Origin of the sequence: Paraburkholderia bannensis NBRC 103871 (assembly GCF_000685015.1) — a bacterium.
GTDB classification, from domain to species: domain Bacteria; phylum Pseudomonadota; class Gammaproteobacteria; order Burkholderiales; family Burkholderiaceae; genus Paraburkholderia; species Paraburkholderia bannensis.
Map to the genome: position 1 here is coordinate 453764 of NZ_BAYA01000001.1, position 16488 is coordinate 470251.

Here is a 16488-nt window from a genome sequence, read left to right on the forward strand (position 1 = left end):
CGCTGCGTCCAGCGCGCTTACTCCACTTACTCCAGGTTGAGTTCCTGGATCTTGCGCGTAATCGTGTTGCGGCCAATGCCCAGGCGCTCGGCGGCCTCGACCTTGCGTCCGCGGGTGAAATCCAGCGCTTCACGAATCACGGCGGCTTCGAAACGGCGCGAGAGTTCGTCCATGACATCGGCGCTATTTTCGCGCAGCAGACGCGCGACTTCGGTACGCAGGCCGCTTTCCCACACGCTCACCGGCGACGAAGCCACGCCGTTGACGGCAGGAAAGCCGCCAGGCAGCGCGCCGCCGACGGCCCCGGCTGCACCCGGCAAGCTGCCCAGCGCACTGCCCGCGCCCGTCGCCAGACCGCCAGCCGCGCCCGCGAGCATGCCGTTGGCCGCCACGGCACCAGCCGTCGCCGCATCGCCCGCCATGATGTGCGCGCCGTCCGTCGCCGCAACATGCGCAGGCACCAGATCGGGCGGCAAGTCCTTGATCTCGATGGTCTGCGCCGGCGCCATCACCGTGAGCCAGTTGGCGAGGTTCTCCAGTTGGCGCACGTTGCCCTGGAACTGCAACGACGACATATACGCGAGTGCCTCGTCGGACACGCGCTTGGGCTCGACGCCCAGCTCGCGTGCGCTCTTTTGCAGGAAGTGACGCGTGAGCAGCGGGATATCCTCGCTACGTTCGCGCAGCGCGGGCAGACGCAAGCGGATCACGTTGAGCCGGTGATACAAGTCCTCGCGGAACAGGCCCTGACGCACACGCGTTTCCAGGTTCTGGTGCGTGGCCGCGATCACGCGCACATTGGCGCGCAACGGATTGTGGCCGCCCACGCGATAGAACTGCCCGTCCGAGAGCACGCGCAACAGGCGCGTCTGCAGGTCGAACGGCATGTCGCCGATTTCGTCGAGGAACAGTGTGCCGTTCTCGGCCTGCTCGAAGCGGCCCTGGCGCATCGCCTGTGCGCCCGTGAACGCACCGCGCTCATGACCGAACAGTTCGGATTCCAGAAGATCCTTGGGGATCGCCGCGGTGTTCAGCGCGATGAACGGGCCGTTCGCGCGTGGGCTATGTCGGTGCAAGGCGCGCGCGACAAGCTCCTTTCCGGTGCCCGACTCGCCGGTGATGAGCACGGTCGCCGCCGAATGCGAGAGACGGCCGATGGCGCGGAACATGTCCTGCATCGCGGGCGCCTGGCCCAGCATCTCGGGTGCTTCGGCGGGACGGTCGTCCCAGTGCTGCTCGCCGCGCATGCTTTCGTCCACGGCGCGGCGGATCAGCTCGACCGCCTTGTCCACGTCGAAGGGCTTGGCGAGGTACTCGAATGCACCGCCCTGGAACGCGGCCACCGCGCTATCGAGATCCGAGAACGCCGTCATGATGATGACGGGCAGTCCGGGCAGGCGTTCGCGCACGGTTTGCAGCAGCTCTAGCCCCGAGCCGCCCGGCATGCGAATGTCGGAGACGAGCACCTGCGGGCTGTCGTGGTCGAGCGCGGCTGCGGCGTCGCGCACGTTCGAAAAGCTGCGGGTCGCGAAATTTTCGCGGGCGAGTGCTTTTTCAAGCACCCAGCGAATCGATTGGTCGTCGTCAACTATCCAGATCGGCTTCATAAGGTCGGTCAGAAGTCCTGGTGGCGTGCGGTAGCGGTAGATCGGGAAACAGGTTCAGCTAATTTTCAAACGGCTCTTGCCGGTTAAACCCGCTCAGGAATCGAGCGGCAGCAGGATCTGAAACTCGGTATGTCCTGGCCGGCTTTCCACTTCGATCAGGCCATCGTGTTGCTGCACGAAAGTCTGCGCGAGCGTGAGGCCGAGACCGCTGCCATCCTCGCGTCCCGAAACGAGCGGATAGAAGATGCGGTCACGGATGTCCTCGGGAATGCCGGGGCCGTTGTCGATGATATGCAAGTCCAATGCCAGCTTGCACAGGCGTTTTGAAATCGTGATCTTGCGCGCGATGCGCGTGCGCAATTCGATGCGCGCATCGCCCTGCGAAATGCGTTCGCGCAGCGCCTGCGCCGCGTTGCGCACGATGTTCAGGAGCGCTTGAATCAATTGCTCCTTGTCGCCGCGCAGGTCGGGCACGCTCACGTCGTAGTCGCGCTCGATCGTGAGGCCGCGCGGGAATTCCGCGAGGATCACGGCGCGCACGCGCTCGCAGACCTCGTGGATATTCACGTCGCCCACGATATGCGGGTGACGGTGCGGCTCCAGCAGCCGGTCGACCAGCGTCTGCAGGCGATCCGACTCCTTGATGACGACCTGCGTGTATTCGCGCAGTTCGCCGCGCTCAAGCGTGCCGAGCTCGAATTCGAGCAACTGGGCCGCGCCGCGAATGCCGCCGAGCGGGTTCTTGATCTCGTGCGCGAGGTTGCGGATCAAATGCTTGTTGACGGTCGCGAGGTCGTGAATGCGCTCCTCGCGATCGCTCTTGAGATGCCGCTCGTTCTCGAAGAGTTCGAGCAGCACGTAATCGGGTGCGCTCTCCAGGAAGCCGACGATCGCATGCACGTGCAACGATTCGCGACCGGGACGCTCAAGCGTCGCATCCAGACGCGTCGCATGAAAACGATGCGCGGCGATCGATGCGATCGTCTCCAGCAGTTCGTCGGCATTGGAGAACAGATCAGACCACGCCATCTGCGCGAGCTGGCGACGCGACAGGTCGAGCATCGCTTCGGCCGAGGGATTCGCGAAGGCCACGCGCAAGGTGCGCTTGTCGAGCACGAGCACGACCGTGGGCAGCGCCTCGAAGCCGGGCAAGAGGCCCGAGTCGGCGAGCGGCGCATCGTCCGAGAGCGGATCTGCGTGACCCTTTCTTGCCTTGATCAGATTCTTGAGCACCATGTTTCGGCGCCTGCGGCCAGATGGCACGCCGGCTGGCAGTCCATGTCGATGATGGTTGGCACTACGACGTCGATGAAGGCCACTGCGGCATCACTGTGAAGCGCAAGGTGACGCCAACAAAAAAGGGACGGCGCCGCCGTCCCTTCGTGACCGATCGCCGACGTCGGACAGACGTTTCGCTACGCACAGGCGAGCGAAACGCCATCGTCGATTACAGCGAGTAGTACAGTTCGAACTCGATCGGGTGCGTCGTCATACGCACGCGTTGCAGTTCGCCTTCCTTCAGTGCGAGGTAGGCATCGATCATCGAATCCGTGAACACGCCACCGCGCGTCAGGAATTCGCGATCCTTGTCGAGTGCTTCCAGAGCCTGGTCGAGGCCGGCGCACACGGTCGGGATCTTTGCATCCTCTTCCGGCGGCAGGTCGTACAGGTTCTTGTCGGCGGCTTCGCCCGGATGGATCTTGTTCTGCACGCCGTCCAGACCTGCCATCATCAGTGCCGAGAAGCACAGGTACGGGTTGGCCATCGGATCCGGGAAGCGCGTTTCGATACGGCGGCCCTTCGGGTTCGAGACGTGCGGAATGCGGATCGATGCCGAACGGTTGCGTGCCGAGTAAGCCAGCTTGACCGGTGCTTCGAAGTGCGGAACCAGACGCTTGTACGAGTTCGTCGACGGGTTCGTGATGGCGTTCAGCGCGCGAGCGTGCTTGATGATGCCGCCGATGTAGAACAGCGCGAATTCCGACAGGCCTGCGTAGCCGTTGCCTGCGAACAGGTTCTGGCCGTCCTTCCAGATCGACTGGTGAACGTGCATGCCCGAACCGTTGTCGCCAACGATCGGCTTCGGCATGAACGTTGCCGTCTTGCCGTACGTGTGCGCCACGTTCTGGATGATGTACTTCATCTGCTGCGTCCAGTCCGCGCGCTGAACCAGCGTCGAGAACTTCGTGCCGATTTCGTTCTGGCCCTGGCCAGCGACTTCGTGGTGGTGCACTTCGACCGGAATGCCGATCTGTTCGAGCAGCAGACACATTTCCGAACGGATGTCCTGGAACTGGTCGACCGGTGCAACCGGGAAGTAGCCGCCCTTCACGCCCGGACGGTGACCCGGGTTGCCGCCTTCCATTTCACGCGACGACGACCACGGTGCTTCGTCCGAACCGATCTTGACGAACGTGCCCGACATGTCCGTGTTCCACTGAACCGAGTCGAAAATGAAGAATTCGGGTTCCGGGCCGAAGAAAGCCGTGTCGCCCAGGCCCGTGCTCTTCAGGTACGCTTCAGCGCGCTTCGCCAGCGAGCGCGGATCGCGTTCATAGCCCTTGCCGTCAGCCGGCTCGACCACATCGCAGGTCAGCACGAGGGTCGGCTCTTCGTAGAACGGGTCGATGAACGCCGTGTTCGCGTCCGGGACGAGCAGCATGTCCGAGGCTTCGATGCCCTTCCAGCCGGCGATCGACGAACCGTCAAATGCATGACCCGACTCGAACTTGTCTTCGTCGAATGCCGACAGCGGAACCGAAACGTGCTGCTCCTTGCCGCGCGTATCGGTGAAACGGAAGTCGACAAACTTGACGTCTTCGTCCTTGACGAGTTGCATGACGTCGGCCACGGATTTACTCATAACCTATTCTCCTGATTAACGATTTCGGCGAACGCTGCCGCCTTCCCAATCTTCTGATCTCACCGGTTGCCGCTGTGGCTTGCCTTCAATGACCTTTGGTCAGCCTCGGTCAACTTCGGACAGGCCGGTTGCGAAACGATCGCGACTTATAAAGCAGCTTCCGTGCCATGTTTGCGCCAGCCTGGCGCAAATTATTTACGGGTGCGTCCCCAAGAGCCACCATGGGGCAACCACGAGCCAACGAGGGGCCAACTTCCGGGAACACGCGGGTATTGTCCGCCCCTCACTCGCGCGTTTGCCCGCATCTCGGGCCGCCGCCAGGCACCATTTCCGTGCAATCACGAATTTGGCGCGCGAAACGCACTCCATTATGGTGCATAAAACACTAGACGCACCAATGCGGCGCAAATTTGCCGCAGCACGACGCGCAGAGGCATTGAGGGGCGCTGATTCGTGCTTTTGACGCCTTGTGCGACGCCTGTCCGCGCTCATCGCCCCGCCACGGCCCCAAGCCGCCCGCACTGATCCAGCGCGCTAGAATAATCCTTTCGGCCTGTGCGGTGCACGAAGGCGCGCTACGCACGCTCGACGCCAAACCAGGCCAACCCAGGACAACCCAAGGAGATCCGCCGTCATGAGTACGCTCGAACAGTTGTACGCCCAGGCCGACACGCGTCGCGCCGAGAACCAGCTCCCCTACGCGGGCGCGGTCTCGCCCGCCGAGGCGTTCGAGCTCCTGCAACTCGATACGCGCGTGAAGCTCGTCGATGTGCGCACGCGCGCCGAGCTGGACTGGGTCGGCCGTCCCGTGGTCGGCGACGGCCAGTACGCCCACGTCGAGTGGACGCGCTACCCGGGCGGCGTGCCCAACGCCGAGTTCATCTCGCAGCTCAAGAGCGTGGCCGACGCCGACGCACCCATCCTGTTCCTGTGCCGCAGCGCCGCGCGCTCGAAGCTCGCGGCCATCGAAGCGGCCAAGGCCGGTTTCACGCAGGCCTACGACCTGCTCGAAGGCTTCGAAGGCGACAAGAACAGCGAAGGCCATCGCAAGACCGTCAGCGGCTGGTGCTTCCGCGGCCTGCCGTGGCTGGGCGCGTAAGCCACACTCCATTCGCGCTGCGTTCGCATCGCCATAAAAAAAGCCCGTCAGCACAAATCTGACGGGCCACTTTGAGCGCCCCATATGACACGCCGATGATGGCGTGGTCGCTCAGGCTGCCGCTTCCGGCGGCTCCACCACATCGCCGCCCAACAGGTGCACGCCTTCGCGCAGCTTCACGAAGGCCGCCGCCACCGCTTCCGGCTCACCCTTCACGCCCAGATCGATATGACGGCGCGCATAGATGCCGCCACGCTCGCTGTCGCCCACGCTCGGCAGGCTGAACACGCGCACACCGGGGAAGTCGTGCTCGATCTTTTCCATCAGCGGCGTGAGCGTCGATTCGGGCAGCTCGAACACCAGCAGCGACTTTTCCGCATGCGGCGTCTGGTGATGCAGATGCGCGTACTTCGTATCGAGCACCCATTCGATCATCGGCCACGCCATCACCGGGAAGCCCGGCACGAAATAGTGATTCTGGATCGAGAAACCCGGAATCTTGTTGTAGCCGTTCGGGATGATCTCGCAGCCCTGCGGGAAGGTGCCCATTTGCAGCCGATGCAGGTTCTCGGGCGAGGCGTAATCGATCGGATCGCTGCCCGTGTGCATGTCGCGAATACGCTCGTGGATCGCGGTTTCTGCGTCCGGATGCAGCGCGAGCGGCACGCCCAGCGCGGCCGCCGCGCACTGGCGCGTATGGTCGTCCGGCGTCGCGCCGATGCCGCCCGTCGAAAACACGATGTCGCCCGAGGCAAACGAGCGCTTGAGCGTCGCCGTGATGCGCGCGGGATCGTCGCCGACGTATTCGGCCCAGTCGAGCGCGAGACCGCGCGCGCCGAGCAGCTCGATGACCTTCGGCAGATGCTTGTCGGTGCGACGGCCCGAGAGGATTTCGTCGCCGATGATGATGACGCCAAATGCCATGTGTTGCCTCGTCGTATGAATGTTCTTGGAAATGTTGCGTGGATTCCGGGCGCGCGGCGCGACGGACGTCAGTGCACGATGGTCACTTCATGCCCCAGACGGTGCGCCTCCTCCGTGCGCAGGCGCTGAAGCGCCCGCAGGCAGTAATGGCCGAACCAGAGCGCCGTGAATACGAGGATGAATGCGTAAATCCAGATCGTCAGCGCGGCGATCACCGGGAAAAACAGCAGCATCCATGCGGACGCCACCCAGATCGCCGTCGGCAGCGAGCCGAGCAGGCCGCTTGCCACCCCGATGGCGAGCAGCGGCAGGCGGTTGCGGCGCACGAGTTCGCGGCGCTCTTCGCTGCTCGCATGCAGCGCGAGCGCGTCGTAGGTCATGACACGATAGGTCAGCCAGCCCCACAGCAGCGGCGGCACGAGCACGCAGAACGGTGGAATGAACCAGAGCGGCAAGGTGACGATCAGCAGCACGAGGCACAGCAGCGTCGTCCACAGCGAATGCAGGACGCTGCCGTACCAGCTTCCGCCGCGGCGTTCTTCGAGCGTGGCGAACTGGCGCGTCGTCAGATGACGGATCACGCGCGGCATCGAGATCGCGACGATCAGCAGCAAGACCGTGATGACGATGAGCGGAATCGTCAGGATGATGACGACGAACGGCCCGATCATGCTGCGCAGCGAGCCGAAGCCGACCCAGTCGAACGCGTGATAGAGATAGCCGGTGGCGGGCCATGCATCGAGCGTGCCGCGCACGCCGTCGATCAGCGGTTGCCAGAAGGCATAGAGGAGACCGCCCCACACGGCCGCCGAAACAAAAAACGGCACGAAGGTGAGGAACAGCATCGAGGGATGAAACGCGCTGGCGAGCGCGCGTCCAAACGAGCGCAACAGATCGTTCATGCGAGCGGAAAAAAGGCGGAAAGACGGAAACGGATCACGAAACCGGAGTGTCCAGTGCGGGTTCAGTGCGACAAAGCGACAGCATAAACCACGGCGCGCCTCGCCGGCATGAACGGGAAAAGTCGGAGAAAGTCAGGAAAGACCCAGGAACGCGCTCAGGCGAACAGGGCCGAAGCCAGGCGGACTCAAGCGGCGCGGCCGCCATCGCGAGCAGCCGCCCTGCCCCGGCGGCGCGCCGCCAGCCGCTGCGCGATACGCGAGAACGCCAGCCCTTGCTGGGCCCAGAAGCCCTCGCCATAGCGCGCGCCTTCGAGCTGGTCGCGAATGCCGGTAGGCTCGATGTGCTCGTTGAACGACGCGCTGCCAAACAGCATGTCCCACCACGGAAACAGCACGCCGAAGTTGCAGCCGTAAGCCGTGCCCTCGTGGCCATAGCCGATCGCGTGATGACGCCGATGAAAGCGCGGGCTCACCAGCAGCCGCTCGCCCAGCCAGCCGAAGTGCACGCGGATATTGGCGTGCTGCACGTTCTGCACGAAATTCGTCAGCGCGACCAGCACGACATACTGCGCGGGCGGCACGCCGATCACGAGCGCAATGCCCGCGAACATGCACGACTGCATCAGCACATCGAGCAGGTGGTTGCGGTTATCGCACCAGAACGACATCTTGCGCTGGCTATGGTGAACCGCATGCAGTTCCCACCAGAGGCTATAGCGGTGCGAAAGCCGGTGATACCAGTAGCCGAAGAAGTCCAGCACGACCAGATAGATCGCGAACGCCACGATCGGAATGGTGGTGACGCCGGGCCAGAGATTGTCGAAATCGACGCTCATGACGCCGTGCAGGCGCAGCCAGCTTTGCGCGCGGTCAAACGCGGGCTGCATGGCGAAGAAAAAGAACAGATTGAGGATGCCGAGGCGCGTGATCCACGTGTAGACGGCGTCCACGCCCACCCCCTTGCGGTCGCCCCAGCGCTCGGCGGGCATGAGGGCTTCAAGCGGGCGCAGCAGCGCGTACATCGCCACCATTTCCAGCACGCCGACGATCACCCAGTAGAGCGCGTCGAAAGTGTCTTCGTCGACGTCCATGAAACCCGCGTCGAAAAGAGCCGGTTGCAGGACGTTGACGTAGAGGAGCGTCTGGAGCCACGAAACGAAATCGTCGACGCCGGCCACCAGCCAATGTGCGCAGGAACCGAGCAAGGCGAACATGGACGGCGACGCTCCGTGGTGCTTAGGCGACGGTTATGCGCCGTTGGGCGACATGACCGGCGCGCGGTCGTAGAAGTAGATGCCGTGCGGCGAGCGGCCCACCGGAATCGTCTTGACGAGCTTCTTCGTCTGCATGTCGATGAGGCCGATATGCTTGGCGAAGCGGAACGTCACCCACAGCCAGCGCTTGTCGGCGGAGAGTTCCATGTCGTCGGGCCCGGGCATCAGGCCATTGATCTCGCCGACTTTCTCCAGCGACTCCTCGTCGATGATGCTGATGACGTTCGACACGCGGCTCGACACCAGCACGTGGCGGCCGTCCACCATCGAGCGGAAGTTATGCGCGGCCTTGCCCACCTGGATCGTCTTGACGATCTTCTGGTTGCGCCAGTCCACCACGGCGACGTAATCCGCGCCCGTCATGCCGACGAGCAGGTACTTTTCGCCAGGCGTCATCCACAGCCCCGCCGGCGCCGGGCCAACCTTCATCTTCCAGAGCACTTTCTGCGTGGGCAGGTCGACCGCCGCGATCTCGCCCGATACCTGCAGCGAGACGAACACGATGTTGTTGTCCTTCGTGAACGCGAGGTGGCTGGGCATGGCCGACAGCGGCAGGCGTTTGGCGACCGTGAAATTGCCCGCGCCGCCGTAGTGGTAGATATCCAGCCGGTCGAGACGCAGGCCCGTGGTCACGAACCACTTGTTGTCCGGCGAAAAGCCGAGCTGATACGGGTCTTCGATGTTTTCGATCCAGCGCTGCGGCTTGCCGGTTTTAGGGTCGACGAACAGCAGGTTGTTCGACACGGAGTTCGCGACGATCAGCGAGCTGTTGTCCGGCGTCGGAAAGAGGTGATGCGGCTCCTTGCCCGTGGGCACGGTGCCGACGAGTTCATGCGTCTTGTCGTCGATGAGGCTCAGCGTGGCCTCGCCCGAGTTGAGCACGATGATGTTGTTCGCGTGCGCGATGCCTGGCATCACCGTGGTGAGCGCGGCGCCGATCAGCGCGGAACACGCAAACATCGCGGCCTTCTTCGCAAAGCTTGCGGCGGTACGGCGGAATTCGTTTGTACGCATGAAAAGTCGTTCCCTGGCAGATCTGTGATTGTAGAACGCTTGCCGCTTCGCAAGGTTGACGTAGGGCCACTGAAATGTGGAAGGGGCGCAACGCGCGCCCCTTTTTCGAACAAATGTTATGGCCCGCAATGCGGGCGCCTCATGCGTCACGAGGCCAGCATCAACGCTGCATCGACTCCCAGACCTTATGGAGGCGTTTGACCGACACCGGCATCGGCGTGCGCAGTTCCTGCGCAAACAGCGAAATGCGCAACTCTTCGAGCAGCCAGCGGAATTCACTCAGGCGCGCGTCGAACACGCCGCCGCGTTGCGAAAGCGCACGCTGATACTGCTGCGCGAGCGGCTGGAATTCGGCGGCCTGGCGCGCGTCGCGGGACGGATCGGCGCGCAGTTTGTCGATGCGCAGCGCTACGCCCTTGAGGTAACGCGGGAAATGCACCAGCTGTGCATACGGCGTGTCCAGGACGAAACGCTTGCTGATGAGCGCGTCGACCTGCGCCTGCATATCCGCAGCGGGCGCGCCGAAGGCCTTCGCCTGCACCAGCTTTTTCGCCAGCGACGCATATTCCGCCAGAATCTGGCCGACGAGGCGCGCGATCTCCTGCGCGAGCAACGAAAGCCGTCCGCGCCCTTCGTCCTTGCGCGCGTGGAAGCTCGCATCGTCGTCGGGCAGCGGATCCTGCAGGCAGGCGCGGTCGAGCGTCAGTTCGACCAGCTGGTCGCGCAATTCTTCCTGCGTGGCGCGCGCCATGAACTGCATCGCCATTTCGCGCAGACCCGGCAGGTTTTTCTCCAGATAGCGGATCGGCTCGCGCAACTGCAGCGCGAACAGACGCCGCAAGCCCGCGCGATGAATGCGCGCGGCTTCTTCCGGCGAATCGAACACCTCGACATCGCAATGCGAGCCGCGATCGACCAGCGCCGGATAGCCAAACAGCGTCTGTCCGCCGCGGCGGATTTCCAGCAGCTCGGGCAGCTTGCCGAAATTCCAGGTCGTGAGGTTCTCGTAAAGCGCGGTCGCGGGTGCGTCGCCGGTCGCGGGCGTGTGCGGCGCGTTGGCCTTTTTCGGCGCGTTCTGCGCGGGCTTCGCATTGTCCGCTGAAGCCGATGCCGCATCGGCGCTCTCGCCCTGCCGCGTTTCGAGCGCCGCCAGCGCGGTCGCGCTCGCGAGCTTCTGGAACTCCTGCTGCGCCTGCGGGCCCAGTTCTGCGCGCAACTGCGCGAGATTGCGACCCATCGCGAGCTGGCGCCCGTGCTCGTCGATCACCTTGAAATTCATGAACAGGTGCGCGGCCAGCGTTTCCAGCTTGAAGTCGGAAGTCTTCAACTGCAGCTGCTTCTGCTCGCGCACATCGGCGATCAGGCCTTCGACCAGGCCGCCTGCGCCGAAGCGCTCGCCGCCCACGCGATCGGCGAAACCCGCCGCGTATTCGGGCAGCGGCACGCAATGACGGCGCAGCTTCTGCGGCAGCGACTTCAGCAGCAGTTGCGCCTTCTCTTTGAGCATGCCCGGCACGAGCCATTCGCAGCGCCGCGCATCGACCTGGTTGAGCGCGTAGAGCGGCACCGCGAGCGTCACGCCGTCACGCGGCGAACCCGGCTCGAAGTGGTAGGTCAGCGCCATCGCCACGCCCGACATCGTCATGCGCTTGGGGAACAGCTCGGTCGTCACGCCCGCCGCTTCGTGACGCATCAGGTCGTCGCGCGAGAGATACAGCAGGCGCAGCTTGTCCTCGGACTCGCCGCTCTTTTTCACCTCGTCGCGATACCAGCGCTCGAACGACGCGCCCGAATAGATGCCGTCGGGAATCGCCTGATCGTAGAAGCCGAAGATCAGCTCGTCGTCGACCAGCACGTCCTGGCGGCGCGACTTGTGCTCCAGTTGCTCGATATCGGCAAGCAGCTTGCGGTTGTGCGCGAAGAACGGCAGCTTCGTGTCGAATTCGCCTTCAACCAGCGCGCCGCGAATGAACAGCTCGCGCGCACGCGCCGGATCCTGCTTGCCGAACGCCACGCGACGGCGCTGATAGACCGGCAAGCCATACAGCACGCCGCGCTCGAACGCGCTCACCTGCGCCGCGCGCTTTTCCCAATGCGGCTCGGAAAGCGACTTCTTCAGCAGATGCGCGCCCACTTTTTCGAGCCACTCCGGCTCGATCTTCGCGATGCAGCGCGCGTAGAGGCGGCTCGTCTCGACGAGTTCGGCGGCCACGACCCAGCGCCCCGCTTTCTTCACGAGCGCCGAACCCGGCCACAAATGGAACTTGATGCTGCGCGCGCCGAGGAAATGCGGCTCGTCATCGGCTTTCAGGCCGATATTGCCGAGCAGACCGGTCAGCAGCGCGTGATGAATCTGCTCGTACGTCGCATCGGATTCGTTGATGCGCCAGCCGTGCTCGCGCACCACCGTCAGCAATTGCGAATGCACGTCGCGCCATTCGCGCAGGCGCAGATGCGAGAGGAAATTCGCACGGCACGAATCGACCAGTTGCTTGTTCGACTTCTTGTGCGCGACCGCGTCCTCGAACCACGTCCAGATCTTGAGCCACTGGAGGAACTCGGAGCGTTCGTCGGCGAAACGGCGATGCGCCTGATCGGCCTGCTCCTGCGCCTCGATCGGCCGGTCGCGCGGATCCTGCACCGACAACGCGCTCGCGATGACGAGCACTTCCCGCAGCGACTGCTCGTCGCGCGCGGCGAGAATCATGCGGCCCACGCGCGGATCGAGCGGCAGGCGCGAGAGTTCGCGGCCAAGCGTCGTGAGCGCGTTGTCGTCATCGACGGCGCCCAGTTCGTTGAGCAGCTGATAGCCGTCCGCGATGGCGCGGCCCGGCGGCGGCTCGATGAACGGGAACGTTTCGATCGCCGTGAGATGCAGCGACTTCATCCGCAAAATCACGGCCGCCAGCGACGAGCGCAGAATTTCCGGATCGGAAAAACGCGCTCGCGCGATGAAATCGGACTCTTCGTAGAGGCGAATGCACACGCCATCGGCGACCCGGCCGCAACGGCCCGCGCGCTGGTTCGCGGCGGCCTGCGAGATCGACTCGATCTGGAGCTGCTCGACCTTGTTGCGATACGAATAGCGCTTCACGCGCGCAAGGCCCGTGTCCACCACGTAGCGGATGCCCGGCACCGTAAGCGAGGTTTCGGCCACGTTGGTCGCGAGCACGATGCGGCGCGCGTTCGACGACTTGAACACGCGCTCCTGCTCCTGCGCGGACAGGCGCGCGAACAGCGGCAGGATTTCCGTGTGCGGCGGATGGTGCTTGCGCAGCGCCTCGGCGGCGTCGCGGATCTCGCGCTCGCCAGGCAGGAACACCAGCACGTCGCCCGAGCCTTCGCGGCAGAGTTCGTCGACCGCATCGACGATCGCGTCCATCAGGTCGCGGTCTGTGTCCCGTTGCGATTTTTTCGTCGGGGCATTGCCCTGCGCGTTTTTCACCGCCGGGCTGTCTTCCTGCACGGGGCGATAGCGCACCTCGACCGGATAGAGACGCCCGCTCACCTCGATCACGGGAGCCGGCTTTTCGTCGCTGCCGAAGTGGCGCGCGAAACGGTCGGCGTCGATGGTCGCGGACGTGACGATCAGCTTCAGATCGGGCCGGCGCGGCAGGATCTCTTTCAGGTAGCCGAGCAGGAAGTCGATGTTGAGACTGCGCTCGTGCGCCTCGTCGATGATGATCGTGTCGTAGGCCTTGAGCAGCGGATCGGTCTGCGTCTCCGCAAGCAGAATGCCGTCCGTCATCAGCTTGACCGACGCGCCAGGCGACAGATTGTCGGTAAAGCGCACCTTGTAGCCGACCACTTCGCCAAACGGCGTGCCGAGTTCTTCGGCAATGCGTCGCCCGGTCGCCGAGGCCGCGATCCGGCGCGGCTGCGTATGGCCGATCAGCCCGCTGCCGCCCGCACCGAGGCCGCGCCCGAGCGAGAGCGCGATCTTCGGCAACTGCGTGGTCTTGCCCGAGCCGGTTTCGCCGCTGACGATCACGACCTGGTTGTTCGCAATCGCACGCGCGATTTCCTCGCGGCGGCCGGAAACCGGCAGCGCCTCGGGAAAGGTGATCGGCGGAATCGGGTTGGGCGTGACCGGTGCGCGGGGCGCACGCGGGGCGCGAGGTTCGCGAGGTTCGCGAGATTCGCGGGGTTCGCGCTCCTGGCGCGGTGCGCGTTGCGGCTGGTCGCCGCTCGCCTGAGCCGCGGACTTTTCCACGCGCGGCGGTCGATCCGGTTGCGGCTTCGCAGGGCGCGGCGGATTCGATCGCGCTTGTCTGGGTTGCTGCTGTTGCGGCTGTTGCTGTGCCTGCCGCGGCGGCTGCACACGCGGTTGCGCACTGCGCGCCGGTTGCTGCTGCGCGCCTTGCTGGACGACTGCGTCCTGCGTCTTCTGGCGCTGTTGCGGCGCTTTTTGCACTTCGCTTACACGCGGCTCGTCGCGCGATTCGTGACGAACCTGCGCTTGCGGCGCGGGCTTCGCTTCAGCGCGCGCGTCGACGCGCGCTTCGGTTTTCGGCGTTTGCGGCCGCTGCGCCTGCTGCGGCTGAGCAGCCTTTTCCGGCTGCTGGTGCGGCTGCTGATGCGCCGGCGTCTGCGTGGCCTGCGCCGGCGTGGCGGCGCGCTTGTCCTGCACGCGCGCGCCGCCGAGCGCACCGCCTTTCATCAGCGCGGCCAGGCGATCCGTCGACGCGAGATTCTGCCCGTCGCCATACTTTTGCGACGCGCGCTTTTCCTGCGCGCCGCCGTGCGCCGCGTCTTTCCCGGCGGAGGTGTTGCTGCCCTGCGCCGAGGCAGGTCTTTTGGGTACATTCGACATGGGGGCGCATTATAATCCCGGGCATGAATTCCCAAACCGACCTCGTCCCCGCCACCGCGAATGCGCCGGCTTCCGCCGCCGCCGCGGAATCCGCTTCTGAGCTAGCTGCCCAGCAGGCCGCGCAGCACGCGCAATTCGTCGACTGGATGCGATCGGTCGCGCCCTACATCCACGCATTTCAGGGCAAGACCTTCGTCGTCGGTTTCGGCGGCGAGGTGGTGCACCAGAACCTGCTCAACGCGCTCGTCGCCGACATCGCGCTGTTGCAGGCCATGGGCATCCAGATCGTGCTGGTGCATGGTTCGCGCCCGCAGGTCGAAGAACAGATGAGCCTGCATGGCGTCGAATCCGAGTTCTCGCACGGCATGCGCATCACCAATGCCCGTGCGCTCGAATCGGCGAAAGAAGCCGCCGGCGAAGTGCGTCTCGACATCGAAGCCGCGATCAGCCAGGGCCTGCCGAACACGCCGATGGCGCACGCGCACATCAGCGTCGTGTCCGGCAACTTCGTGACGGCGCGCCCGGTCGGCATTCTCGACGGCGTGGATTTCCAGCACACGGGCGTCGTGCGCAAGATCGACGCCGATTCGATCCGCCATTCGCTCGCGAGCCGCAAGCTCGTGCTGCTCTCGCCGCTGGGTTTCTCGCCCACGGGCGAAGCCTTCAATCTGTCGATGGAAGACGTGGCGTCGGCGGCGGCTATTGCACTGCGCGCCGACAAGATCGTGTTCCTCACGGAAACGCAGGGTCTGATCGGCGAGGAAGGCGAGCTGATCCGCGAAATGTCGCTCGACGACGCCTACAAGCTGCAGGAAAGCGGCACGGTGCTGGGCGACGCCGGTTTCTACCTGAAGCATTCGATTCGCGCGTGCCGTGGCGGCGTAGGCCGTGCGCACATCATTCCTTACGTGCTCGACGGCGGCCTGCTGCTCGAACTGTTCCTGCACGACGGCGTGGGCACCATGATCTCGTACGAGAACCTGGAAAGCCTGCGTGAAGCAACGCCCGACGACGTCGGCGGCATCCTGACGTTGATCGAGCCGCTCGAAACCGACGGTACGCTGGTGCGCCGTGGTCGTCACCAGATCGAGCGCGACATCGACCATTTCTCGGTGATCGAGCACGATGGCGTGCTGTTCGGCTGCGCGGCGCTCTACGCGTACTCGCAGGAACGCATCGGCGAAATGGCCTGCCTGACCGTTTCGCCCGAAGCGCAAGGCTCCGGCGACGGCGAGCGCCTGTTGCGCCGTATCGAGCAGCGCGCCCGCGCGCGTGGCCTCACGCGCATTTTCGTGCTCACCACGCGCACTGAACACTGGTTCCTCAAGCGCGGCTTCGTCAAGGCCACGGTCGACGACCTGCCCGAAGACCGCCGCCGCCTCTATAACTGGCAGCGCAAATCGCTCGTGCTGATGAAACAGCTCTGAGCAGCGCCGCAACCCACACATACGACTTAGGAGAAGCACAGCATGTCCCGTATGATCCAATGCGCGAAGCTCGGCAAGGAAGCCGAAGGTCTCGATTTCCCGCCGCTGCCGGGCGAACTCGGCAAGCGCATCTATGAAAGCGTCTCGAAGGAAGCGTGGCAAGGCTGGCTCAAGCAGCAGACCATGCTCATCAACGAGAACCGCCTGAACATGGCCGACCCGCGTGCGCGCCAATACCTGATGAAGCAGACCGAAAAGTACTTCTTCGGCGACGGCGCCGATCAGGCCTCGGGCTACGTGCCGCCGACCCAGGGCTAAGCCCCGCGCAGCGCGCGCGACACGATCTGTCCCCTGACAGAATCGCGGCCCGCGATACTGCTAAAGCACTGCAAAAACCGCGCCCCCGAGCGCGGTTTTTTTATGCGCTCCATGCGTTTTCACGCCCCGTCCCAGGGTTCGCCCGAATCGCCGCTATCCCTTGCCCCGTAAGGCCTGGCGGGGGCCCACCGGAACCCCGAGGATGCCCCGGTTTGCACGATCTTCAGTTATCGTGCTATCATGTCGC

11 protein-coding genes are annotated in these 16488 nt (G+C 64.4%); 3 read left to right on the plus strand and 8 right to left on the minus strand.

Going from position 1 to position 16488, the window contains the following annotated elements:
• Positions 1-26: 26 nt before the first annotated feature.
• From ntrC to glnA, 3 genes are all read right to left on the minus strand, one after another.
• Entirely contained in the window at positions 27-1607 is a 1581-nt protein-coding gene (ntrC, locus tag BBA01S_RS01985; protein WP_027814971.1) for a nitrogen regulation protein NR(I), read from the minus strand.
• 93 nt (positions 1608-1700) lie between these two features.
• The gene (glnL, locus tag BBA01S_RS01990; protein WP_027814972.1) at positions 1701-2843 is read right to left on the minus strand and encodes a nitrogen regulation protein NR(II); all 1143 of its coding nucleotides are present in this window, start codon (positions 2841-2843) and stop codon (positions 1701-1703) included.
• A 211-nt stretch (positions 2844-3054) separates the two neighbouring features.
• Complete coding sequence (gene glnA, locus BBA01S_RS01995; RefSeq protein WP_027814973.1) at positions 3055-4470, minus strand: type I glutamate--ammonia ligase; 1416 nt, start codon at positions 4468-4470, stop codon at positions 3055-3057.
• A gap of 634 nt (positions 4471-5104) precedes the next feature.
• Between glnA and BBA01S_RS02000 the strand changes: the two genes are divergently transcribed.
• Positions 5105-5569, plus strand: a complete 465-nt coding sequence (locus BBA01S_RS02000) for a rhodanese-like domain-containing protein (RefSeq protein ID WP_027814974.1) — start codon at positions 5105-5107, stop codon at positions 5567-5569.
• 111 nt (positions 5570-5680) lie between these two features.
• Here the strand turns inward: BBA01S_RS02000 and BBA01S_RS02005 are convergent, their stop codons facing one another.
• From BBA01S_RS02005 to hrpA, 5 genes are all read right to left on the minus strand, one after another.
• On the minus strand, positions 5681-6493 hold the full coding sequence (locus BBA01S_RS02005; protein WP_027814975.1) for a competence/damage-inducible protein A: 813 nt from the start codon (positions 6491-6493) through the stop codon (positions 5681-5683).
• A 68-nt stretch (positions 6494-6561) separates the two neighbouring features.
• Positions 6562-7395, minus strand: a complete 834-nt coding sequence (locus BBA01S_RS02010; protein ID WP_027814976.1) for an EI24 domain-containing protein — start codon at positions 7393-7395, stop codon at positions 6562-6564.
• Positions 7396-7580: 185 nt separating this feature from the next.
• Positions 7581-8609, minus strand: coding sequence for a sterol desaturase family protein (locus tag BBA01S_RS02015; protein WP_042295609.1), 1029 nt, complete (start codon positions 8607-8609; stop codon positions 7581-7583).
• A gap of 33 nt (positions 8610-8642) precedes the next feature.
• Entirely contained in the window at positions 8643-9629 is a 987-nt protein-coding gene (locus tag BBA01S_RS02020) for a YVTN family beta-propeller repeat protein (RefSeq protein ID WP_027814978.1), read from the minus strand.
• A gap of 214 nt (positions 9630-9843) precedes the next feature.
• Positions 9844-14496, minus strand: a complete 4653-nt coding sequence (gene hrpA, locus BBA01S_RS02025; protein ID WP_027814979.1) for an ATP-dependent RNA helicase HrpA — start codon at positions 14494-14496, stop codon at positions 9844-9846.
• A gap of 23 nt (positions 14497-14519) precedes the next feature.
• Here hrpA and argA point away from each other — a divergent pair, with 23 nt between their 5' ends.
• Both argA and BBA01S_RS02035 read left to right on the plus strand, forming a co-directional pair.
• A complete protein-coding gene (gene argA / locus BBA01S_RS02030) occupies positions 14520-15923 on the plus strand; it encodes an amino-acid N-acetyltransferase (protein WP_027814980.1) in 1404 nt (467 codons plus the stop codon).
• 42 nt (positions 15924-15965) lie between these two features.
• A complete protein-coding gene (locus BBA01S_RS02035) occupies positions 15966-16241 on the plus strand; it encodes an oxidative damage protection protein (protein ID WP_027814981.1) in 276 nt (91 codons plus the stop codon).
• Positions 16242-16488 lie beyond the last annotated feature (247 nt).